Origin of the sequence: Streptomyces lanatus, from assembly GCF_014655715.1 — a bacterium.
Classification (GTDB): Bacteria; Actinomycetota; Actinomycetes; order Streptomycetales; family Streptomycetaceae; genus Streptomyces; species Streptomyces lanatus.
On record NZ_BNBM01000001.1, the window covers coordinates 628,508 to 648,813 of the forward strand.

19 protein-coding genes and 1 riboswitch are annotated in these 20,306 nt (G+C 70.7%); of the genes, 7 read left to right on the forward strand and 12 right to left on the reverse strand.

The features are described from left to right. Positions 1-6: 6 nt before the first annotated feature. From IE325_RS02780 to IE325_RS02795, 4 genes are read right to left on the reverse strand one after another with little or no spacing between them, the layout of a single operon-like run. Positions 7-399 carry a (2Fe-2S) ferredoxin domain-containing protein gene (locus IE325_RS02780; RefSeq protein WP_190068006.1) on the reverse strand — a complete coding sequence of 131 codons (393 nt, stop codon included), beginning with the start codon at positions 397-399 and terminating at the stop codon, positions 7-9. Position 400: 1 nt separating this feature from the next. Then, on the reverse strand, positions 401-1,168 hold the full coding sequence (locus tag IE325_RS02785; RefSeq protein WP_190068007.1) for an ABC transporter ATP-binding protein: 768 nt from the start codon (positions 1,166-1,168) through the stop codon (positions 401-403). Beyond that, complete coding sequence (locus IE325_RS02790; RefSeq protein WP_190068008.1) at positions 1,165-2,178, reverse strand: FecCD family ABC transporter permease; 1,014 nt, start codon at positions 2,176-2,178, stop codon at positions 1,165-1,167. Before IE325_RS02790 ends, IE325_RS02785 begins: the two co-directional genes overlap by 4 nt. Next, positions 2,175-3,188, reverse strand: a complete 1,014-nt coding sequence (locus IE325_RS02795) for an ABC transporter substrate-binding protein (protein WP_190068009.1) — start codon at positions 3,186-3,188, stop codon at positions 2,175-2,177. Before IE325_RS02795 ends, IE325_RS02790 begins: the two co-directional genes overlap by 4 nt. A 56-nt stretch (positions 3,189-3,244) precedes the next feature. Beyond that, a riboswitch (cobalamin riboswitch) is annotated at positions 3,245-3,422 on the reverse strand. 134 nt (positions 3,423-3,556) lie between these two features. Between IE325_RS02795 and IE325_RS02800 the strand changes: the two genes are divergently transcribed. Both IE325_RS02800 and IE325_RS02805 read left to right on the forward strand, forming a co-directional pair. After that, positions 3,557-4,141, forward strand: a complete 585-nt coding sequence (locus tag IE325_RS02800) for a histidine phosphatase family protein (protein ID WP_190068010.1) — start codon at positions 3,557-3,559, stop codon at positions 4,139-4,141. A 151-nt stretch (positions 4,142-4,292) separates the two neighbouring features. Further along, complete coding sequence (locus IE325_RS02805) at positions 4,293-5,033, forward strand: class I SAM-dependent methyltransferase (RefSeq protein ID WP_190068011.1); 741 nt, start codon at positions 4,293-4,295, stop codon at positions 5,031-5,033. A gap of 29 nt (positions 5,034-5,062) precedes the next feature. On the opposite strand, the gene IE325_RS02810 is transcribed toward IE325_RS02805, so the two are convergent. Both IE325_RS02810 and IE325_RS02815 read right to left on the reverse strand, forming a co-directional pair. Further along, on the reverse strand, positions 5,063-5,818 hold the full coding sequence (locus tag IE325_RS02810; RefSeq protein WP_190068012.1) for a CbtA family protein: 756 nt from the start codon (positions 5,816-5,818) through the stop codon (positions 5,063-5,065). 21 nt (positions 5,819-5,839) lie between these two features. After that, the gene (locus IE325_RS02815) at positions 5,840-6,061 is read right to left on the reverse strand and encodes a CbtB domain-containing protein (RefSeq protein WP_190068013.1); all 222 of its coding nucleotides are present in this window, start codon (positions 6,059-6,061) and stop codon (positions 5,840-5,842) included. 378 nt (positions 6,062-6,439) lie between these two features. Between IE325_RS02815 and IE325_RS02820 the strand changes: the two genes are divergently transcribed. Genes IE325_RS02820 through meaB form a run of 3 tightly spaced genes read left to right on the forward strand, consistent with a single transcriptional unit; the run spans position 6,440 to position 11,435 of the window. Continuing rightward, positions 6,440-8,245, forward strand: coding sequence for a methylmalonyl-CoA mutase subunit beta (locus tag IE325_RS02820; protein ID WP_190068014.1), 1,806 nt, complete (start codon positions 6,440-6,442; stop codon positions 8,243-8,245). Continuing rightward, positions 8,245-10,407 carry a methylmalonyl-CoA mutase gene (scpA, locus tag IE325_RS02825; protein WP_190068015.1) on the forward strand — a complete coding sequence of 721 codons (2,163 nt, stop codon included), beginning with the start codon at positions 8,245-8,247 and terminating at the stop codon, positions 10,405-10,407. Before IE325_RS02820 ends, scpA begins: the two co-directional genes overlap by 1 nt. After that, positions 10,404-11,435, forward strand: a complete 1,032-nt coding sequence (gene meaB / locus IE325_RS02830) for a methylmalonyl Co-A mutase-associated GTPase MeaB (protein WP_190068016.1) — start codon at positions 10,404-10,406, stop codon at positions 11,433-11,435. Before scpA ends, meaB begins: the two co-directional genes overlap by 4 nt. On the opposite strand, the gene IE325_RS02835 is transcribed toward meaB, so the two are convergent. Both IE325_RS02835 and IE325_RS02840 read right to left on the reverse strand, forming a co-directional pair. Next, complete coding sequence (locus IE325_RS02835; RefSeq protein WP_190068017.1) at positions 11,384-12,088, reverse strand: response regulator; 705 nt, start codon at positions 12,086-12,088, stop codon at positions 11,384-11,386. The genes meaB and IE325_RS02835 overlap by 52 nt on opposite strands. Next, positions 12,085-13,188: a sensor histidine kinase gene (locus tag IE325_RS02840; RefSeq protein WP_190068018.1), complete on the reverse strand. Its 1,104-nt coding sequence runs from the start codon at positions 13,186-13,188 to the stop codon at positions 12,085-12,087. Before IE325_RS02840 ends, IE325_RS02835 begins: the two co-directional genes overlap by 4 nt. A 167-nt stretch (positions 13,189-13,355) precedes the next feature. Here IE325_RS02840 and IE325_RS02845 point away from each other — a divergent pair, with 167 nt between their 5' ends. Together IE325_RS02845 and IE325_RS02850 are read left to right on the forward strand one after the other, a co-directional pair. Then, positions 13,356-14,363 (forward strand): carboxymuconolactone decarboxylase family protein, encoded by a 1,008-nt coding sequence (locus IE325_RS02845; RefSeq protein WP_190068019.1) that lies wholly within the window; start codon positions 13,356-13,358, stop codon positions 14,361-14,363. Positions 14,364-14,513: 150 nt separating this feature from the next. Next, a complete protein-coding gene (locus tag IE325_RS02850; protein WP_190068020.1) occupies positions 14,514-15,176 on the forward strand; it encodes a hypothetical protein in 663 nt (220 codons plus the stop codon). Between the two features lie 28 nt (positions 15,177-15,204). Here the strand turns inward: IE325_RS02850 and IE325_RS02855 are convergent, their stop codons facing one another. The 4 genes from IE325_RS02855 to IE325_RS02870 all read right to left on the reverse strand — a co-directional run bounded on the left by IE325_RS02855 (position 15,205) and on the right by IE325_RS02870 (position 20,255). Beyond that, entirely contained in the window at positions 15,205-16,752 is a 1,548-nt protein-coding gene (locus tag IE325_RS02855; protein ID WP_190068021.1) for an NCS1 family nucleobase:cation symporter-1, read from the reverse strand. Between the two features lie 133 nt (positions 16,753-16,885). Next, positions 16,886-17,908 (reverse strand): TIGR03842 family LLM class F420-dependent oxidoreductase, encoded by a 1,023-nt coding sequence (locus tag IE325_RS02860; protein WP_190068022.1) that lies wholly within the window; start codon positions 17,906-17,908, stop codon positions 16,886-16,888. Positions 17,909-17,919: 11 nt separating this feature from the next. Next, positions 17,920-19,323: a dihydropyrimidinase gene (gene hydA / locus IE325_RS02865; protein WP_190068023.1), complete on the reverse strand. Its 1,404-nt coding sequence runs from the start codon at positions 19,321-19,323 to the stop codon at positions 17,920-17,922. 89 nt (positions 19,324-19,412) lie between these two features. Then, the gene (locus IE325_RS02870; RefSeq protein WP_190068024.1) at positions 19,413-20,255 is read right to left on the reverse strand and encodes a nitrilase-related carbon-nitrogen hydrolase; all 843 of its coding nucleotides are present in this window, start codon (positions 20,253-20,255) and stop codon (positions 19,413-19,415) included. Between the last annotated feature and the right edge of the window lie 51 nt (positions 20,256-20,306).

Genomic DNA, 20,306 nt, shown 5'->3' on the forward strand with positions numbered 1-20,306 from the left:
ATCTTCTTATGCCTCCTGACCTTCCTGTCCTCCCTGTTCGGGCTTCAACCTTTTGGCCGGGACAAAGGTGTAGAGGTCCAGTACCTCGGGGCAGGGGGCGATGCCGGGGCCGCCCGCGCGGACCCAGGTGAGGATGTCCTCGGTGGCCTCGGGGTCGTTGACGAGGCCGAGCCAGACGGGGCGGGCGCCCGCGGCGCGGCCCGCGCGGGAGGGCTGGACGACGATCACGTTGGCGTGTTCGCAGACGCCGAGGCAGTCGGAGACGCGCACGGGCGCGTGTTCGGCGAGGCGTGCCGTCTGTTGCGCGTGGTCGACTCCGGGCACCTTCGCCGTGCCGCAACAGCAGTCCCGGCACACCACGATCCGGCTGGGCACCGGCTGTTCGGAGGGTGTGTTCACGTCAGTACCGCCGTCGCAGGAAGCGGATCACCGGGTGGCCGGGTTCGTCGGTGACCTCGGCACGGACGCCGTAGACCTGCTCTATGAGGGCGGGGGTCAGGACGTCCGCCGGGGTGCCCTCGGCCACCGCGCGCCCCTCCCTCAGGACCAGCAGTCGGTCGCAGTACATCGCGGCGAGGTTGAGGTCGTGCAAGGCGATCACCGTGGTGACGGGGAGGGTCGCGACGAGGTCCAGGAGGTCTAGCTGGTGCTGGATGTCGAGGTGGTTGGTGGGTTCGTCCAGGAGGAGTTCGCGGGGCTCCTGGGCGAGAGCGCGGGCGATCTGGGTGCGCTGGCGTTCGCCGCCGGAGAGGGTGTGCCAGGACTGGTCGGCCCGGTCGGTCAGGCCGGTGCGGGCCAGGGCGGCGGTCACCGCCTCGGTGTCGGCGGCCGTGGCGGGGGTCCAGGCGCGGCGGTGCGGGATGCGGCCGAGGGCGACGACGTCGCGGACGGTGAGTTCGGTCTGGGTGTGGGCGTGCTGCTCGACGGTGGCGATACGGCGGGCGGTGGCGCGGCGGCCGACGTCCGGGAGGGGGCGGCCGTCCAGGGTCACGACGCCGGTGGTGGGCGCGAGGACTCCGGCGAGGAGCCTCAACAGGGTTGATTTTCCGGAGCCGTTGGGGCCGAGCAGGCCGACGGTCTCGCCGGGGCGCAGGGTGAGGGTGACGCCGTCGACGATGACCTGGCGGGCGATGCGGCGTACGACATCCTGGGCCTGGAGGCTGGTCATGCCTTCCCCCGTCCCCGGTAGAGCACGGCCACGAACGCCGGTACGCCGATGAGGGACGTGACCACGCCCACCGGGACCTCCTGGGGGTCGAGGACGGTGCGGGCGGCAGTGTCCACCCACACCAGGAAGACGGCCCCGGTCAGCGCCGTGACCGGCAGGAGGCGGGCATGGCCGGAGCCGGTCAGGGCACGGGTGGCATGCGGCAGGACCAGGCCGACGAAGCCGATCGCTCCGGCGCAGCTGACCAGGGCGGCGGTGAGCAGCGCGGTGGCGCAGAGCAGGGCCAGGCGGGTGCGGGCGACCCGGACGCCGAGTCCGGCGGCGGCGTCGTCGCCGAAGGCGAAGGCGTCCAGGGTGCGGGCGTACCCGAGGCAGACGGCGAGGACCACGGCCAGGACGACGGCGCACAGCACCACCTGCCCCCAGTCGGCGCCGGAGAGCGAACCGAGCAGCCAGAACAGCACGCCCCGGGTGGTCTCGGCGTCGGCCGAGGTCAGCACGATGAACGAGGTCAGCGCGGAGAACAGCTGCATGGCGGCCACCCCGGACAGCACGACCCGGTCGGTGCTGCCGCCGAGGACATGGCTGAGCAGCAGCACCATGGCGAAGGAGAGCAGCGCGCCGACGAAGGCGCCCGCCGACAGCGACACCACTCCCCCACCGACCCCCAGCACGACCACGGCCACGGCGCCCGTCGACGCGCCCGAGGACACCCCGAGCACGAACGGGTCGGCCAGCGGATTGCGCAGCAACGACTGCATCACCGCCCCGCACACCGCGAGCCCGGCGCCGCACACGGCGGCGAGCAGGGTGCGCGGCATCCGCAGGTTCCACACGATGCCGTCCCTGAGCGGAGCCAACGTGCTCTCGCCGAACCCGAGATGGGCGGCCACGGAGGCCCAGACATCGCCCGTGGAGATGTCGGCGGGCCCGATGGTGACCGCGACGGCGACCGACAGGAGCAGCGCGGCGGGACCCCCGACGGTCAACAGCAGCGTACGGAGACTCACTTGACGAGCCCGAAGTCGCGCAGTCCCGCGGCGACCTGCTCGATGCCCTCGACCGTACGGATGGACGGGTTCATCGCCTGACCGCTGAGCAGCACGTACCGCTTCTTCTTCACGGCGGTGAGGTTGCGGGTGGCGGGGTTGGTCTCCAGGAAGCGGATCTTGGCCTTCGCGCTCTCCGCGGTCTGCTGCTTGCGTGTGAGGTCGCCGATGACGAGGACGTCGGGGTCGCGGTCGGCGACGGTCTCCCAGTTGATCTGGGGCCATTCGTCATGGGTGTCGGAGAAGGCGTTCTTCGCGCCGACCGCGCGGGTGATGGCACCGGGCGCGCCGCAGCAGCCGGCGAGGTAGGGCGACTGGGAGTTGGCGAACCAGTACATGAGGGAGACGTCGGAGGCGTCGAGCCCGTCGGTGGCCTTGCGCACCCGCTCCTTCAGCTCGGCGACGAGCTTCTCGCCCCGCTTGTCGACGCCGAACGCCCGGGCCAGGTCGCGGATCTCGCCGTAGACGTCGTCAAGGGTGAGCGGGGTGGCGCGCGAGCCGTCGCCGCCGCTGTCGTTGTCCTTGCCGGCCCCGCAGTCGGAGGGCGAGACGTACGTGGGCACGCCCAGCTTCTCGAACTGTTCGCGGGTGGCGACGCCGCCCTTGCCGAGGGTGGAGACGAACGAGGCGGTGACGAAGTCGGGTTCGGCGTCGAGGACCTTCTCGAAGGAGGGCATGTCGTCGGCGAGCCGGGGCACGGAGGCGTTGGCCTTCTCCAGGCCCTTCATCACCGGGTCCGTCCAGGTTGCCGTACCGACGACGCGGTCGGCGAGGCCGAGGGAGAGCAGGATCTCGGTGGTGCCCTGGTTGAGGGAGACGACGCGCTTCGGGGCCGACTTGAGGGTGACCTCGTGGCCGCAGTTGTCGATCGTGAGGGCGGCCTTCGCGGTGTCGGGCGTGGAACCGCCGCCGCAGGCGGTGAGCAACAGGGCGGAAGCGAGCAGCAGGACGGGGGTGCGGAGCACGGGCATGCCTCGGGGGTCGGGGCTCGTACGCGGAGCCTGGCCTACGGATGTCCTCCCCGCCCGGCGGCGCGGAGGTGCCAGCAGGTCTTCGGACTCGGGTTCGTCCGGTCGGGGCGCCTTCCCGGTCTCCCAGTGGCGTGCAGTGCCCCGCCCGTCCCCCTCACCGCTGCGCGTCAGTTCCGGATTCGCACCGGATTCCCTGGCCTCGGTTGTGGCTCGACTGGCCCGTCGAGGCTACCAAGTCCGTACGCCGGTCAGCTCGTGCGCTCCGTCACGGGGTACGGCACGAAGGCGGCGGTGTGCTGCGCGGATGCTAGTTTCGCGACCGGGCCGCGCCGCGTGCGGTCTCTGTCCCTGACGGCAGGAGCGACCCCTTGACCAGACGCCTCACCTTCGTCTCCCCCGCGTTGAGCGCGGCGCTGCGCGAGGCCCGCTTCGATGACGGGACCGCCTCGCTCGACGAGATGGGCGCGGCACAGGCACACGCGGCGGCCGGGGCTCTCTCCTCGGCCTCCGCCCGTGTGGTCACCTCCCCGGGCACTCGCTGCCGGGAGACCGCCGAGGCGTTGGGGCTCGGCGCGGGTGAGCCGGTGGCGGAACTGGCCGGTCTGGACGCGGGCCGCTGGCGGGGGCGCACCCTCGACGAGGTCGGTGCCGTCGAGCCGGAGGCGGTGGCCGGGTGGCTCACGGACCCGGGGTCCGCGCCGCACGGCGGGGAGTCCGTACGGGACCTGTGCGCGCGGGTCGGGTACTGGCTGGACACCATGGCACGGACCGACGGCCGCACGCTGGCCGTGGTGGAGCCGGAGGTCGTACGGGCCGTGGTGGTGCATGTGCTGGGCGCCCCTGCGGCGGCGTTCTGGCGCGTCGATGTACGGCCTCTCACCGCGACCGCGATCAGCGGTCGGTCGGGGCGCTGGAACCTCGGCGCCGGCCGGCCGCTGCACCCGCCTGTATAGGAATCCGGGTACCGGGGTCCGGATCTTTGTGGCTTCTGCCAGTACGACCGTGGGCCGGGCTGCGGCAAGACTTCCCGCCGGAAGCCACGGTGTGTCCCGGGGCGCGGGGACGACGCCGAGGAGATGACGCGGCACACGGGAGGACGACGCGGTGAGCGTGCAGCAGTACGACAAGATCGGTGAGGCGTTCGAGGGCTTCAAGTCCCTGCCATTGACGCGGTACACGGAGGTGCCGGGCTTTCTGGCCATGGTCGGGGACGTGCGGGGCAAGTCGGTGCTCGACCTGGCCTCCGGGACCGGCTTCTACAGCAGGGAGTTCAGTCGGCGCGGCGCCTCGGAGGTGCTCGGCATCGACATCTCCGGCGAAATGGTCGCGGCGGCACAGGAGTTGGAGAGGCGCGAGCCGCTGGGTGTGCGCTACGAGGTGGGCGATGTGGCCGAACTGCGGCCTCTTGAGCGACAGTTCGATGTCGCGCTGGCGGTGCAGATGCTCAACTACGCGCCGGACGTCGCCGCCATGGAGCGGATGTGCCGCAATGTGCACCGGAGCCTGGTGCCGGGTGGCGAGTTCTTCGTGCTCGGCCAGTCGCCCGACTTCCGTGCCGACGAGGTGTCCCTGGAGAAGTACGGCTTCCTCTGCGAGCCGACCGGCGAGGAGTCCGAGACCGGGCCGCGTTTCCAGGTCACGGCGTTGCTCGACCCGCCGATCAGCATCGTGGCCGCCGTCCCGCGCCGCGAGGTCTATGAGGCGTGCCTGCGGGCGGCCGGATTCCATGAGGTGACCTGGGTTCCGCTGGAGGTGTCCGAGGCCGGTCTGCGTGAGTTCGGCGCGGACTTCTGGGCGGACTATGTCGCCAACCCTCCGCTGGAGATGCTGCGCTGCCGCGCCTGACGGTAACGGCAGCGCAGTAGCATCCCCGGTCAGCTGGGGGCGGTCACCGCCGAGGTGGGGGCCGCCGCCGGCTTGGGGTCGAGCAGCCTTTCGGCCAGCTCGCCGAAGAGGAGCCCGAAGCCGGCCCACAGGGTGACCTGCATGGCCAGCGCGGACAGCCGGAACCGCCACAGCACGGTGGCCGGGAAGTCGCTCGGCACCTCGTTGACGGCCGGCAGGAACGCGAACGCCAGACCGATGACCAGGGCGAACGCGGCCACCGCGACGACGGTGGCGTACCAGGTGCCCAGCTGCGGGGCGAGCCGCTTGCCGAGGATCGTCGCGGCGACCGCGATGAGCACGCTGAGCACCATCATCAGGAAGTACAGGGTGGTCCGCTTGCCGATGGTGTCGGGGTCGCCGACGGCGGGCGGGTTGGCCGGGTACTTCAGGAACGGCACCACATAGACGGCGAGCAGCGCGCAGCCGGACAGCAGCAGCGCGGTGGCCCGTGGGGTGAAGCGGCCGACGCGGCCGAGGGCGAAGCAGTAGGCGAGGGCGGCGATGCCGCCGAAGGAGACGCCGTAGATCAGGACACCGGTGGCGAGGCCGGCGGTGGACTGGAGGCTGCGGGAGACGAGTTCGACCTCGTGCCCGTGCGCGGGGGCGTGGGCCTCCTCGAAGCCGATCGCCTTGTCGACGCTCGGCTCACCGAGGACGTAGGCGACGACGAGCGCGAGCACGCCCGCGCCGAGGCCGGCGAGCATGCCCCGCACGAGCAGGTTTCTCACGATTGCGGAGTTCATGAGGGTGGTGGCTCCCCGGCGTCAGTGGCAGGGGAAGCCGAGCAGGTGGCGGGCGTCGTGCACCCACTCATGGACGTCCTCGCCGGAGACGACGGAGGTGGCGCCCTGTTCGGCGCCGACGAAGTACAGCAGGACCAGCATCAGGATGCCGAAGAAGACCGCCCACGGGACGATCGCGCCGATCGGCAGCTTGGCGGGGAGAACGGGGGTGGTGGCAGTCGGCGGTGCGACGTGCTGCGCCATGGCAGGGCTCCTCCGGGAGTTCGCGTCCCATTTCGGTGATGCACATGACGACGGCTACGGGTCTGACTCGCCACCCCTCCTGAGAGCGGGTGGCACACAGTGGCGCGACCGTGCCGGATTCCCACCGGCTTCCGTCCTGCCGTCGTCGATATCGCACCGACCGTACTGCTCGACCAGGACATGACCAATGCCCGGGGGCCCATGAGCACCCCACCCTGACCGAACCTTTACCTGCGGCAAAAGCCGCAGAACTCCTGTTCCTGAAGTGTTCCCCGGAGGCCGCACGCACCCCGGAGACCCAGGTCACAATCAGGGAGAGGGCAAGGTCACAGCCGTGCCCTCTGCTGCTCCTTTGTCGATCTGACCTAGCATCCGAGCATGACGGTCCTGCCTGACGACGGGCTCTCGCTGGCCGCCGAGTTCCCTGACGCAACCCATGAGCAGTGGCAACACCTGGTGGCAGGTGTGCTGCGCAAGGCGGGCAAGGACGTCTCGGGTTCGGCCGCGGAAGAAGCTTTGTCCACTGCCCTGGAGGACGGGTTGCGCACCCGCCCTCTGTACAGCGCGCGTGACACCGCGCCCGATGCCGGTCTGCCCGGGTTCGCCCCGTTCGTACGGGGCTCTCGCGCCGAAGGCAACACGGCCGGCGGCTGGGACGTACGGCAGCGGCACACGGCGCTCACGGACGACGGCGTGGTGCTCGCGGACCTCGAGAACGGCGTCACCTCGCTCTGGCTGGTCCTCGGCGAGGGCGGCATCCCGGTCACCTCGATGAGCCGAGCCCTGGACGGCGTCTACCTCGACCTCGCGCCGATCGTCCTGGACGCCGGCACCGAGACGGAGCCCGCCGCGCGTGAACTGCTGCGGCTGTACGAGGAGCGGGGCGTCGCCAAGGAGGCGGCGCGCGGCAACCTCGGCGCGGACCCGCTGGGCCACGAGGCCCGTACCGGAAAGTCCTCCGAGTTCGCCCCCGTCGCCGCGCTGGCCCGGCTGTGCGCCGAGGAGTACCCGGGGCTGCGGGCGCTGACCGTGGACGCGCTGCCGTACCACGAGGCCGGTGGCTCGGCCGCGCAGGAGCTGGGCGCCTCGCTGGCGACCGGCGTCGCCTATCTGAGGGACCTGACCGAGTCCGGGCTGACGGTCGAACAGGCCGCCGCGCAGCTGGAGTTCCGCTACGCCGCGACCGCCGACCAGTTCCTGACCATCGCCAAGCTGCGCGCCGCGCGCCGGCTGTGGGCGCGGGTGACCGAGGTGTGCGGGGCGCCGAGCGCGCAGGTCCAGCACGCCGTCACCTCGCCGGTGATGATGTCGCGCCGCGACCCCTGGGTGAACATGCTCCGCACGACGGTCGCCACGCTCGCCGCCGGGGTCGGCGGCGCCGAGTCCGTGACGGTGCTGCCGTTCGACCACGCGCTGGGCCTGCCGGACGCGTTCGCGCGCCGTATCGCCCGCAACACGTCCACGATCCTCATAGAGGAGTCGCACCTGGCCCGGGTGATCGACCCGGCGGGCGGCTCCTGGTACGTGGAGCGGCTGACGGACGAACTGGCCGAGGCGGGCTGGGAGTTCTTCCAGCGCATCGAGCGGGCCGGCGGCCAAGCTGCCGCCCTGCGCTCCGGTCAGCTGGGCCAGGACCTCGCCGCCACCTGGGAGACCCGCACCGGCAAGCTCGCCAAGCGCCGCGAACCGGTCACCGGAGTCAGCGAGTTCCCGAACCTCGCCGAGAAGCTCGTGGAGCGCGAACCCGCCCCCGAGCCCCGCACGGGCGGCCTCCCCCGCGTCCGGCGCGACGAGGCGTACGAGGCGCTGCGCGCCCGCTCCGACGCCCACCTGGCCGCGACCGGCGCCCGCCCCCGGATCTTCCTGGCGGCACTCGGCCCGGCCGCAGCGCACACCGCACGCCTCACCTTCGCCTCGAACCTCTTCCAGGCGGGCGGCATCGAGCCCGTAACCGAGGGCACGTTCGAGGAGAGCGGTGCCACCGAGGTGTGTCTGTGCTCCAGTGACGCCGTGTACGAGGAGCAGGCGGAGGCGGTGACCGGTCAGCTGAAGGGCGCCGGTGCCTCGCATGTGTTCCTCGCCGGGCGGCCCGGGAATCACCCCGGTGTCGACTCGTACGTCTTCGCCGGCTGCGACGCCGTCGCCGTGCTGTCCGCCGCCCTCGACCGCATGGGAGTCTCCTGATGGCTATCCCCGACTTCTCTGAAATCGGACTCGGGGAGCCGAGGACCGACGTCGGCGTCGACGAGTGGCGGAAGGCGGCCGGGAACGACGGGGCCTTCTGGGAGACCCCGGAGGGCATCGCGGTCAAGCCGCTGTACACCGGCCGTGACCTGGAGGGCCTGGACTTCCTCGGCACCTACCCGGGCATGACGCCGTATCTGCGCGGCCCGTACCCGACGATGTACGTCAACCAGCCCTGGACGATCCGCCAGTACGCGGGCTTCTCCACCGCCGAGGAGTCCAACGCCTTCTACCGGCGCAATCTGGCGGCCGGTCAGAAGGGCCTGTCGGTCGCCTTCGACCTGCCCACGCACCGGGGTTACGACAGCGACCACCCGCGCGTGACGGGCGATGTCGGTATGGCCGGTGTCGCGATCGACTCGATCTACGACATGCGGCAGCTCTTCGACGGCATCCCGCTGGACAAGATGACCGTGTCGATGACGATGAACGGCGCCGTGCTGCCGGTGCTGGCGCTGTACATCGTGGCGGCGGAGGAACAGGGCGTACCGCCCGAGAAGTTGGCCGGGACCATCCAGAACGACATCCTCAAGGAGTTCATGGTCCGCAACACCTATATCTATCCGCCGAAGCCGTCGATGCGGATCATCTCCGACATCTTCGCGTTCACCTCGCAGCGGATGCCGCGCTACAACTCGATCTCCATCTCCGGCTACCACATCCAGGAGGCCGGTGCGACGGCCGACCTGGAGCTGGCGTACACGCTCGCGGACGGCGTGGAGTACATCCGCGCGGGCCGTGAAGCGGGCCTGGACGTGGACGCGTTCGCGCCCCGCCTCTCCTTCTTCTGGGCGATCGGCATGAACTTCTTCATGGAGGTCGCCAAGCTGCGCGCGGCGCGCCTGCTGTGGGCGAAGCTGGTGAAGCAGTTCGACCCGCAGAACACCAAGTCCCTTTCCCTGCGCACCCATTCGCAGACGTCGGGCTGGTCGCTGACGGCGCAGGACGTGTTCAACAACGTCACGCGTACGTGTGTCGAGGCGATGGCTGCGACGCAGGGCCACACGCAGTCGCTGCACACCAACGCCCTCGACGAGGCGCTCGCGCTGCCCACCGACTTCTCGGCCCGGATCGCGCGCAACACCCAGCTGATGATCCAGCAGGAGTCGGGCACGACCCGGGTCATCGACCCGTGGGGCGGCAGCGCGTATGTGGAGAAGCTGACGTACGACCTCGCCCGCCGCGCCTGGCAGCACATCCAGGAGGTCGAGCAGGCGGGCGGCATGGCGCAGGCCATCGACGCCGGTATCCCGAAGCTTCGGGTGGAGGAGGCCGCGGCCCGGACGCAGGCCCGCATCGACTCCGGACGCCAGCCCGTCATCGGCGTCAACAAGTACCGCGTCGAGAACGACGAGGCGATCGACGTCCTCAAGGTCGACAACTCCTCCGTGCGCACCCAGCAGATCGAGAAGCTGCGGCGGCTGCGGGCGGAGCGGGACGAGCGGGCCTGTCAGGACTCGCTGGACGCGCTCACCCGGGCCGCGGGCGGCGAGGGCAATCTGCTGGAGCTGGCCGTGAACGCGGCCCGTGCGAAGGCCACCGTCGGGGAGATCTCGGACGCCCTGGAGAAGGTGTACGGCCGGCACGCGAGCCAGATCCGTACCATCACCGGCGTGTACCGCAACGAAGCCGGGGAGTCGCCGTCCGTGGACCGCACCCGCACCCTCGTGTCCGACTTCGAGGAGGCCGAGGGGCGCCGCCCGCGCATCCTGGTCGCCAAGATGGGCCAGGACGGCCATGACCGCGGCCAGAAGGTGATCGCCACCGCCTTCGCCGACCTCGGCTTCGACGTCGACGTCGGCCCGCTGTTCCAGACGCCCGCCGAGGTGGCCCGCCAGGCCGTCGAGGCCGACGTGCACATCGTCGGGGTGTCGTCGCTGGCCGCCGGTCACCTCACCCTCGTACCGGCGCTCAAGGAGGCGCTGGCCGAGGAGGGCCGCGAGGACATCATGATCGTGGTCGGCGGTGTGATCCCGCCGCAGGACGTGCCGACGCTCCTGGAGATGGGCGCGGCGGCGGTCTTCCCGCCCGGGACCGTGATCCCGGACGCGGCCTACGACCTGGTACGGAGGCTGGCGGGCGACCTCGGGCACGAGCTGTGATCGATCTCGACACCTTTGTGAAGGGCGTGCTCGACGGGAAGCGGGCGATCGTCGCGCGCGCCATCACCCTCGTCGAGTCCACCCGGCCCCAGCACCGGGTGCTGGCACAGCAGTTGCTGACCGAACTGCTGCCGCACAGCGGGAAGGCTCGGCGCATCGGCGTCAGCGGGGTGCCGGGGGTCGGGAAGTCGACGTTCATCGACGCGTTCGGGACGATGCTCACGGGGCTGGGGTACCGGGTCGCGGTGCTGGCCGTCGACCCGTCGTCCAGCCGTACGGGCGGGTCGATCCTGGGTGACAAGACGCGGATGGAGCGGCTGGCGGTGGACCCGGCGGCGTTCATCCGCCCCTCCCCCACGGCGGGCACGCTGGGCGGGGTCGCCAAGGCCACCCGGGAGTCGATCGTGGTGATGGAGGCGGCCGGCTACGACGTGATCCTGGTCGAGACGGTCGGCGTCGGCCAGTCCGAGACCGCCGTCGCGAACATGGTCGACTCCTTCCTGCTGCTGACGCTGGCCCGCACCGGCGACCAGCTCCAGGGCATCAAGAAGGGCGTCCTGGAACTGGCGGACGTGCTCGCCGTCAACAAGGCCGACGGTCCGCACGAGCGCGACGCCCGCGCCGCCGCGCGTGAACTGGCGGGCGCCCTGCGGCTGATGCACGGCAAGGACGCCGCCTGGACGCCGCCCGTGCTGCACTGCAGCGGCCGTGAGTCGATCGGCCTGGACGCCGTCTGGGACCGGCTCGAACAGCACCGCACCCTGCTCGACTCCACGGGCGGGCTCGCCGCCAAGCGGCGTGACCAGCAGGTCGACTGGACGTGGAACATGGTCCGCGACGAGCTGCTGGGCCGACTGCACGCGAACCCGGCGGTGCGGACGGTCGCGCCGGGACTCGAACAGCAGGTCAGGGAAGGCGAGTTGACGGCGACCCTGGCGGCCGAGCGGATCCTCGCGGCGTTCGAGGGCGTACGCGATCAGCACACCGAGGTGTCGGACCCCCGCGGCGCCACCAGCCCCGACTCATAGGCGAACACGACGAGTTGGGCCCGGTCCCGCGCCCCCAGCTTGGTCATCGCCCTGCTGATGTGAGTCTTCGCCGTGAACGGGCTGATCACCATGTGCTCGGCGATCTCCTCGTTCGTCAGCCCGCGCGCCGCCAGCGCCGTCACCTCGCGTTCGCGGCGCGTCAGCCCCTCCAGGCCGGGTGCCGTGGCCCGGTCGGGAGGGCGGGAGACGAACTCGCCGATGAGGGTGCGGGTGACCGCCGGGGACAGCAGCGCCTCGCCGCGCGCCACCACCTCGATCGCCTGGAGCAGGTCGGCCGGTTCGGTGTCCTTCAGCAGAAAGCCGCTCGCACCGGCCCGCAGCGCCTCGAAGACGTACTCGTCGTGGCCGTAGTTGGTGAGGATCACCACGCGGACGGCGGCGAGGGCGGGGTCCGCGGCGATGTGCCGGGTCGCCTCGATGCCTGTCATCACCGGCATCTGTACGTCGATCAGCGCGATGTCGGGAACCTGCGCACGGATCAGCTCCAGGCCACGCTCACCGTCCCCCGCCTCACCGACCACCTCGATACAGTCCTCGGCGTCCAGCAGGGCCCGGAAGCCGGCGCGCATCAGCGCCTGGTCGTCCACGAGCGCGACCCTGATCACGTCCCCCACCGCCCCGACATCCGTCATCCCGCCTCCCCCAACGGCAACCGCGCCCGCACCGCGAACCCGCCCTCCTCGCGCGGGGCGGCATCCAGCGTCCCGCCGAGCGCCGTGACGCGCTCGCGCATCCCCGTCAGGCCGATACCCCGCATGGGCGGACGCGAGGGATCGGCGGTGCCGTCATCCTCCACGCATATCGCCAAGTCACCCTCACCATAAGTGAGTTGCACACTCACCTTCGCCGGTCCCGCATGCCGTGCCGCGTTGGTCAGCGCCTCCTGGACGATGCGGTACATGGCGCGGTCGACGGTCGCCGCGAGCGGCCGCTCGTCACCCGTCACCGTCAGATCGACCGCCAGCCCGGCCGCCCGCGCCCGCTCCACGAGCAGCGCAGGCGTGCCGGTCGGCTCGTCCGTGCGCAGTACCTCCAGCGTCGCGCGCAGTTCGCGCATGGCCTCGCCGCTCGCCTCCTGGATGGCGAGCAGGGCGGGCGGCACGTCCTCGCCGCGCTTGCGGGCGAGGTGGACGGCGACGCCCGCCTGGAGCTTGACGATGGAGATGCTGTGGGTGAGGGAGTCGTGCAACTCCCTGGCTATGCGGAGGCGTTCCTCGCCCGCCCGGCGCAACGCCGCCTCCTCGCGGGTGCGTTCGGCCTCCAGGGCGCGCTGCTCGGTCTGCCGCAGATAGGCCTGCCAGTTGCTGTCGGCGAGGCCGGTGACGACCGCGACCAGGAACCAGCCGGTGAGGAGCAGGGTCTCGCGTATGACGTCCGAGGTCGCCGAGCCCGCCGCCACATACACACCGAGGAAGGCCGCGGCCGCTGCGGCGGCCGTTCCCCGGTGGCCGGTCCGTGAGGCCGTGTGGACCGCGCCCACGACGGGGACGGCCAGGCCTGCGGCGGGTCCGACGTGGACGACCTCGGCGAGCAGACAGGCGGTGGTGATCGCGAGGACCACGCGCGGGGCGGTGCGGTGCGCGGCCAGGGCCAGCGAACCGGCCACGATCAGCGCCCAGTCGAGGAGCCCGGCGCGGTCGTCCGCCACCGCGGCGAGCATGGTGATCACGCCGACCACGACCGCGACGGCCAGGTCGGCGGACCGCTCGCGTGTGAGGTGATGCCCGCTCATGCTCCGCACACTAGACCGCCCCACTGACAGTCACGTCAGCCCTGTGGACGGCTCCCGGACTACTCCCGGCGTAGTAGGAAACACCCCTGGCCCGCCCCGTCGGCGCAGCCCCGACTCCGTTCGCCGGTACGACGCCCCGCACCACGGAACCGGCGCACGCTACTGCCATGCCCACACCCTTCCGTCACACCGAACCCCTCCCGCCGCGCTCCGCCGTCGGCACCGTCGCCGAGGTGTACGCGCAGATCGCCCTCGACTTCGGCATCGCCGAGCCCGCCACCTTCGTGGTCCTGTCCTCCGCGCCCGAACTCCTCGCCCCCACCTGGGCGTTGCTCCGCGAGTCCCTCATCGCGGGCGCGGGCAGCCGGACCGACAAGGAACTGGTCGCGCTCGGGGTGTCGCTCGCCAACAGGTGCCCGTTCTGCGTGGACGCGCACACCGTGCTGCTGCACGCCACCGGCGACCACGCGCTCGCCGAGCGGGTGGCGCGCGGTGAGCCGCCGCGGAGCGAGCAGCACGCGCGCCTGCTCGACTGGGGGCGGCACACGCGTGTGCCCGCCGCCGAACTGGAGCCCTATCCCTTCCCGCGTGAGCACGCCCCCGCCCAGATCGGCACCGCGCTGACCTTCCACTTCATCAACCGGATCGCGTCGGCCCTGCTCACCGAGAACCTGCTCCCGGCGGGCGCCCAGCGCCTGCGCGCCGTACGCAGCATCGCGGGCCGCACGCTCTCCCGGACCGTGCGCCGCACCGCCCGCCCCGGGCAGTCCCTCGCGCTGCTCGACGACATCGATCCCGGCGAGGCGCCCGCGTGGGCGGCCGGCACACCCATCGGCCTGGCGTACGCGTCACTGCTCAGGGCGGCCATGAGGGGCGCGGGCCTGCTCGACGCCGATGACCACGACGTAGTGGAGGCGGCCCTCCAGGACTGGGACGGGTCGCATCCGCCGCTCGCCCCGGACGGCTTCCCGGACCGCCGGGAGCGACCGGGGGCGCGCCTCGCGCTGCTGGCCGCCCTCGCGCCGTACCGGATCACGGACGAGGACGTGGCGGCGTGGCGTCGGCCGGAGCACACGGACCACTGTCTGGTGCATCTCGTGGCCTACGGGGCCTTTCTCGCCGTGGACCGAATTGAAAGCGCTATCTCCGCCCAAATCATCCAGGAGGCCCTGTAACTCGCCCAGGCCATCCCGTAATTGCGGTCCTTCTGTGACGGCGTCAGCACGGAGCGAGTTGGCACTTCCACCCCACAGGGAGTCGTGTGACACTGGCGTCCCGTCCGCAGTGCGGACTCCCTCCGCACCGTCCCCCACGAAAAGTGCGCCGTGCGTCCTCTTTCCTTGCCGCTCGCCCTCACCGCGCGTCTGTCTCCCGTCGTCGTGCTCGCCGCGGCGGGCTGGGCGCTGTCGTCAGGACCCGCCACGACGCCGGCCGCCGAGGACCGGACGGCGACGCAGAAGACGGATGACGACTCGCCCTCGGCTCCGGCGACGGCGGCCGCGTCCAAGACGTACTCCGCGGCTCCCTCGCCGTGCGGCAGCCTGAGCTCGAAGTCGATCAAGGACCTCGTGCCGGGCGCGAAGACGGCCGGCAAGGAGCTCCCGTCGACGGACTCCAAGGTGCGCCGCACCTGCTCCTGGAACGCGCTCAAGGGCTACGACTACCGGTGGCTGGATGTGTCGTACGAGATCACCGCGTCGGACGAGGCCGCCGAGGAGTCCTACAAGGAGCGCATCGCGAACAAGGGCGGCGGAGGCGCCGTCCCCGGCGTCGGCGACGCCGGCTACTCCGTCGTCAACCTCACCACCGAGGACAAGCAGAAGACCCGCGAGGGCACCGTGATGATCCGCGCCTCCAACGCGCTGGTCGCCATCACCTACAGCGGCAGCGACTTCGAGTCGAAGGAAGCGCCCAGCACCGACGAGATCAACAAGGGTGCGATCAAGGCGGCCAAGGAGGCGGTGGCGGCCCTGGAGGACGGCCAGTAGGCAGACCGACCGTCCTCCCCGGCGCTTCTCAGGCCTCGGCGCGCTCCTTACGGCCGCCCATCAGCACCACGTACAGCACCAGCGAGGCGCCCAGGCCCACCGCCCAGCCGTAGTCGGCGAGCGGCTTGAGGAACGGGATCAGCCCGTCCGTCGGGAACGGCCCGGTCTTCGCCCCGTCGGCGCCCACACCCGAGTACGAGCCGCCGACCGCGAGCACACCGCCGACGACGAAGGCCGCGATCGCGCGCCAGTTCCAGCCGGAGGAGTACCAGTAGCGCCCGCCGGGTGTGTACAGGTCGGCGAGGTGCAGGACCGTGCGGCGGACGATCCAGTAGTCGGCGATCAGGATGCCCGCGACCGTGCCGAGCAGCCCGCCGACCACTCCGAGCCAGGTGAAGATGTAGAACTCGGGGGTGGAGATCAGCTTCCACGGGAAGATCAGGATGCCGACGACACCGGTGATCAGCGCGCCCGTACGGAAGTTGATGAGCTTCGGGGCGAGGTTCGCGAGGTCGTACGCCGGGGAGACCACGTTCGCCGCGATGTTCACGGAGATGGTGGCGACCAGCACCACGATGAGCGCGAAGAGCAGCCCGAAGACACTGTCCGTCTTGGCGGCGAGCGTGACCGGGTCCCAGATGGCCTCGCCGTAGACGACCTCGGAGCCCGAGGTGACGAGGACGGCGAGGATCGCGAAGAGGGTCATCGTCGTGGGCAGGCCGAGCGACTGGCCCCAGGTCTGTGCCTTCTGGCTGGCGCCGAAGCGAGTGAAGTCAGGGATATTCAGGGACAAAGTGGCCCAGAAGCCGATCATTCCCATCAGGGACGGGAAGAAGACGGGCCAGAAGTCGGGGCCCCAGCCCAGCTTCGACGGCTGGTCGAGCAGCGCGCCGAAACCGTCCGCCTTGACCGCGATCCAGACCAGCAGCACCAGCGCGCCGACGATCACGAAGGGTGCGGCCCAGTTCTCGAAGTGCCGCAGGAAGTCCATACCGCGGTAGATGATCGCGATCTGCACGGCCCAGAACAGAAGGAAGCAGAGCCACAGCGGCCAGGGGTTGCCGGCGATCTTGCCCGCGTTCTCCCAGTGCCCCCCGGTGAGCTTGGAGCCCAGCGCGAAGATGCCGCTGCCGCCGATCCAGGTCTGGATGCCGAACCAGCCGCAGGCCACGGCCGCCCGGATCATCGCCGGGATATTGGCGCCGCGCAGCCCGAAGGAGGCCCGCGCAAGGACCGGGAAGGGGATGCCGTACTTGGGCCCGGCATGCCCGGTGGCCAGCATCGGCAGCAGCACGATGACATTGGCCAGCGCGATGGTGAAGACGGCCTGCTTCCAGTCCATCCCGAGCGCGACCAGGCCGGAGGCCAGGGTCCAGCTGGGGATGCAGTGGGCCATCGAGATCCACAGGGCGGCGAAGTTGTACGTCGTCCACTTGCGCTCGGCGACCGGGACGGGACGCAGATCCTCGTTGGCGAAGGGGCTGTCGGCGGGGAACGCCTCGGGGGCGAGTTCGATGCGGCCGCCGTTGCCGGCGGACTGGGATATCGGTGACCCCGTGGGGACTGTGTTGGTCATGGGCAGGCCAATCGATCAGACGGGACGGGAGTGGCCGTGCGGGGGCCTTGGGCCCTCCCCGGGGGAGCGGGGAGGGTGACCAGGGGGTGGGGGGTCGGTGCGGCCTGTTGCGGTGTGAACTCGGCGGTGGAGATCAGGAGTTGACCGCCGGGATGACCGACGAGCCGTACGCGTCGATCACCGCTTCCTGTGCGTCGTGCATGTCGTAGAGGGCGAACTGGTCGACGCCCAGCTCGCGCAGGGCGTTCAGCTTCTCGATGTGCTTCTCGACCGGGCCGATGAGACAGAACCGGTCGACGATCTCGTCGGGCACGAACGCGGTGTCCGGGTTGTCGGCGCGCCCGTGGTGGGAGTAGTCGTAGCCCTCACGGGCCTTGATGTAGTCGGTGAGTTCATCGGGTACGGCGGCCGAGTGCTCGCCGTACTTGCTGACCAGGTCGGCCACATGGTTGCCGACCATCCCGCCGAACCAGCGGCACTGCTCCCGCGCGTGGGCGAGCGCGGCGGGCGAGTCGTCCTCGGTGACATACGCCGGGGCGGCGACGCAGATCTTCACCTCGGCGGGGTCACGTCCGGCGGCGACCGCCGCGTCCTTCACGGCCTTGACCATGTACTCGGTGAGATAGAGGTCGGCTAGCTGGAGGATGAACCCGTCGGCCTCCTCGCCGGTCATCTTCAGGGCCTTCGGCCCGTACGCCGCCATCCATACGGGGAGTTGGGCGCCCTCCTTGATCCACGGGAACCGCACGACCGTACCGCCGCCGAGGTCGGCCTCCTGGCCGCCGGCCAGCGCCCGGATGACCTTCATGGCCTCACTGATCCGGGCGAGGGTGTTGGGCTTGCGCCCCGCGACGCGCATGGCCGAGTCGCCGCGGCCGATGCCGCAGACCGTGCGGTTGCCGAACATGTCGTTGAGGGTGGCGAAGGTGGAGGCGGTGACCTCCCAGGTGCGGGTGCCCGGGTTGGTCACCATGGGGCCGACGGTCAGATGCTCCGTGTTGGCCAGGATCTGGCTGTAGATGACGAACGGCTCCTGCCACAGCACGGCCGAGTCGAAGGTCCAGCCATAGCTGAACCCGCTGCGCTCGGCGCGTTTCATCAGGCTGACGACCCGCGAGGCGGGCGGGTCGGTCTGCAGGACGAGTCCGAAGTCCATGAGCTCCGCTCCTAGTTGAGGTACTGACAGGTGGAGCGGGGCGTGTAGACACCGTGGCCGGCGTGACCGGTGTACTCCCGCTCGGTGATGACGAGTTCGCCGCGCGAGAGGACCGTCTCGACCCGGCCGGTGGTCCGCCTGCCCTCGTAGGCCGAGTAGTCGACGTTCATGTGGTGGGTGTCGGCGGACATGACCTGTTCGGCCCGCGGGTCGTAGATCACGACGTCGGCGTCGGCGCCCGGCGCGATGGTGCCCTTCTTCGGGTACATGCCGAACATCCGGGCCGGGGTCGCGCAGGCGATCTCGATCCAGCGGCGGCGGCTGATGTGCCCGTCGACCACGGCCTGGTGGAGCAGGTCCATGCGGTTCTCGACGCCGGGGAGGCCGTTGGGGATCTTCGAGAAGTCCCCGCGGCCGAGTTCTTTCTGGCCCACGAAGCAGAACGGGCAGTGGTCGGTGGAGACGACCTGGAGGTCGTTCGTCCTGAGCCCCTTCCACAGCTGGGCCTGATGCTCGCGGGGCCGCAGGGGGGTGCTGCACACGTACTTCGCGCCCTCGAAGTCGGGCTCGGCGAGGTTGTCGGTGGACAGGAAGAGGTACTGGGGGCAGGTCTCGCCGAAGACCGGGAGCCCCTCGTCACGCGCGCGTGCCAGCTCGGCGACTGCCTCCATCGCCGAGACGTGCACGACGTACAGCGGGGCACCCGCGACCTGCGCGAGCTTGATGGCCCGATGAGTGGCCTCGGCTTCGAGCAGCGCCTTGCGGACCTCGCCGTGATAGCGGGGATCGGTCTCGCCACGGGCCAGCGCCTGCTCCACCAGCACATCGATCGCGATGCCGTTCTCGGCGTGCATCATGATCAGGCCGCCGTTCTCGGCGGAGCGCTGCATGGCGCGCAGGATCTGGCCGTCGTCGGAGTAGAAGACGCCGGGGTAGGCCATGAACTGCTTGAAGGAGGTCACCCCCTCCTCCACCAGCAGATCCATCTCCTTGAGCGTCTCCTGGTTCACATCGGAGACGATCATGTGGAAGCCGTAGTCGATCGCGCAGTTGCCCTCGGCCTTGGCGTGCCAGGCGTCCAGGCCCTCGCGGAGGCTGTGGCCGACGCTCTGTACCGCGAAGTCGACGATCGTGGTCGTACCGCCCCAGGCGGCGGCCCGGGTGCCGGTCTCGAAGGTGTCGGAGGCGAAGGTGCCGCCGAACGGCAGCTCCATGTGGGTGTGGGCGTCTACGCCGCCCGGGATGACGTACTTTCCGGTGGCGTCGATGGTTCGGTCGGCGGTCCATGCGTTGGCCGCCGGCGTGCCGCTTGCGGCGAGGGCGGCGATTCGGCCGTCCTCGATCAGGACGTCGGCGTGGATCTCGTCGGACGCGGTGATGACGAGGCCGTGGCGGATTACTGTTCGGCCGGTCATGGGTCCTCTCCCTCGTGGTCGCGTGCGGGTCGTTTGTGGCTGGTCGCGCAGTTCCCCGCGCCCCTGAGTTGGCTTCCCTGCCGGTGCTTTTACGGGGCCGTAAGCGGGCCGTACGCCCCCGGCGCCCGGTCCCTGTAGAACTGCCAGCGGTCCCGAACCTCCCGTAGCTTCGCCAGGTCCAAGTCCCGTACGACGAGTTCCGTCTCCTTGTCGCTCGCCACCTCCCCGACGAACTGGGCCTCCGGGTCCACGAAGTACGTGGTGCCGTAGAAGTCGTTGTCGCCGAGGTCCTCCACGCCGACGCGGTTGATCGCGCCCACGAAGTACTCGTTGGCGACGGCTGCCGCCGGCTGCTCCAGCTGCCAGAGATAGCGGGAGAGCCCACGGGAGGTGGCCGAGGGGTTGAAGACGATCTCGGCACCGGCGAGGCCCAGCGCCCGCCAGCCCTCCGGGAAGTGGCGGTCGTAGCAGATGTAGACGCCGATCCTGCCCACGGCCGTCTCGAAGATCGGCCAGCCGCTGTTCCCCGGCCGGAAGTAGAACTTCTCCCAGAATCCCTGGACTTGGGGGATGTGGGTCTTGCGGTACTTGCCGAGGTAGGAGCCGTCCGCGTCGATCACGGCGGCGGTGTTGTAGAGGACGCCGGGCTGCTCCTCCTCGTACATCGGCAGGACCAGGACGATGCCCAGTTCCTTGGCGAGTGCCTGGAAGCGGCGGACGGTCGGGCCCTCGGGGATCTGCTCGGCGTACTCGTAGAACGCCTTGTCCTGGACCTGGCAGAAGTAGGGCCCGTAGAAGAGCTCCTGGAAGCACAGCACTTGAGCGCCTTGCGCGGCCGCATCGCGGGCCGCCTGCTCGTGTACCTGGATCATGGATTCCTTGTCGCCGGTCCACGCGGTCTGGAAGAGGGCGGCACGAATCACTCGGCTCATCGGGACCTCCGGTCGCTCGGTTCGCTCGGTGTGCGAGAAGGCTAGGAAGTC

Excerpts from the sequence above, each read along its gene's own strand:
- IE325_RS02785 (WP_190068007.1), bottom strand. The coding sequence starts at position 1,168 with ATGACCAGCCTCCAGGCCCAGGATGTCGTACGCCGCATCGCCCGCCAG.
- IE325_RS02795 (WP_190068009.1), bottom strand. The coding sequence starts at position 3,188 with ATGCCCGTGCTCCGCACCCCCGTCCTGCTGCTCGCTTCCGCCCTGTTG.
- IE325_RS02810 (WP_190068012.1), bottom strand. The coding sequence starts at position 5,818 with ATGAACTCCGCAATCGTGAGAAACCTGCTCGTGCGGGGCATGCTCGCC.
- IE325_RS02815 (WP_190068013.1), bottom strand. The coding sequence starts at position 6,061 with ATGGCGCAGCACGTCGCACCGCCGACTGCCACCACCCCCGTTCTCCCC.
- IE325_RS02820 (WP_190068014.1), top strand. The coding sequence starts at position 6,440 with ATGACGGTCCTGCCTGACGACGGGCTCTCGCTGGCCGCCGAGTTCCCT.
- scpA (WP_190068015.1), top strand. The coding sequence starts at position 8,245 with ATGGCTATCCCCGACTTCTCTGAAATCGGACTCGGGGAGCCGAGGACC.
- IE325_RS02835 (WP_190068017.1), bottom strand. The coding sequence starts at position 12,088 with ATGACGGATGTCGGGGCGGTGGGGGACGTGATCAGGGTCGCGCTCGTG.
- IE325_RS02840 (WP_190068018.1), bottom strand. The coding sequence starts at position 13,188 with ATGAGCGGGCATCACCTCACACGCGAGCGGTCCGCCGACCTGGCCGTC.
- IE325_RS02845 (WP_190068019.1), top strand. The coding sequence starts at position 13,356 with ATGCCCACACCCTTCCGTCACACCGAACCCCTCCCGCCGCGCTCCGCC.
- IE325_RS02855 (WP_190068021.1), bottom strand. The coding sequence starts at position 16,752 with ATGACCAACACAGTCCCCACGGGGTCACCGATATCCCAGTCCGCCGGC.
- IE325_RS02860 (WP_190068022.1), bottom strand. The coding sequence starts at position 17,908 with ATGGACTTCGGACTCGTCCTGCAGACCGACCCGCCCGCCTCGCGGGTC.
- hydA (WP_190068023.1), bottom strand. The coding sequence starts at position 19,323 with ATGACCGGCCGAACAGTAATCCGCCACGGCCTCGTCATCACCGCGTCC.
- IE325_RS02870 (WP_190068024.1), bottom strand. The coding sequence starts at position 20,255 with ATGAGCCGAGTGATTCGTGCCGCCCTCTTCCAGACCGCGTGGACCGGC.